This is a genomic window from Geobacillus sp. LYN3, from assembly GCF_003064505.1.
Lineage (GTDB): Bacteria > Bacillota > Bacilli > Bacillales > Anoxybacillaceae > Parageobacillus_B > Parageobacillus_B toebii.
The window spans coordinates 1-865 of the sequence record NZ_QCWL01000063.1 but is presented as its reverse complement, the minus strand read 5'-3'; the positions used below and the strand labels follow the sequence as shown (position 1 = coordinate 865).

Below are 865 nucleotides of genomic sequence, written 5' to 3'. Positions count from 1 at the left end.
CTCCTTTGCCCAAATATTTGCGACAACGTTCTAACGCATCGGTAAACAGCTGAATGACATGGAAATAGTCGACGACATGTGTCGCCTCTGGGCAAACCCGTTGAATCGCTTTTTTCATCGCTGGAGCCAAGTCACTCACGACATACTGAACGGAACGAGACACATGAGCCAATGCACGCCCAATGGCTTCCTCGTTCTTTCCTGCTTCCATGGCATACACTTCTCCCGTTTCGGCATCCATGATCGCCACTCCATAGTCGTGCCCTTTTCGAAAAGCAAACTCATCGACACAAACCGCCTTTGGTTGGACGTCATTCGATAGGAAGGAAGGGGCATGGGTATAAAACCATCGTTCAACGGTCGTGTAAGGAAGCTTGAGCATACGAGCCACCGCCTGAATGGATGTTCCGATGCAAGATTGCGCGACCCATCGCTGAAACGCATCCGTCGCCACACTTCGAGGAGAGATGGCTGGATACGACGTGCTGAACGTCACGCCACACGTGCTACAACGTCTGCGCTCGACAGGAAGTTCGATCCAAAAAATTCCGATTCGCTGAGCATAGCCATGCATCCATTGCTTCTTTTTGTCTGTCATTTTGATCGTGCGCTTCAAACAGACAGGACATAACGGGCATTGTTCGGGTAGAGAAAGTTCGAAAATCCAACGTTCCCCTTCTTTTCGCACCTTTTGAATCAAAACATCTGGTAAATCGATGAGTTCTTTGATAAACTGAGAGTACATGCGAATTTCCCTCCATGGTTTGGTTTGGTCACCTTTACCATACAGGAAAATTCGCATTTTTTGTACCCTCTATGCACACCTACCTTAAATGATCAAGTACAACTTGTGGTGAAGAGCCAA

General features: G+C 47.9%; 1 protein-coding gene. It reads right to left on the bottom strand.

The genetic code is table 11. The features are described from left to right. Window positions 1–745 (bottom strand): transposase (locus DCC82_RS18455; RefSeq protein ID WP_233253091.1); only part of this gene is annotated, 745 nt, incomplete at its 3' end. Window positions 746–865 lie beyond the last annotated feature (120 nt).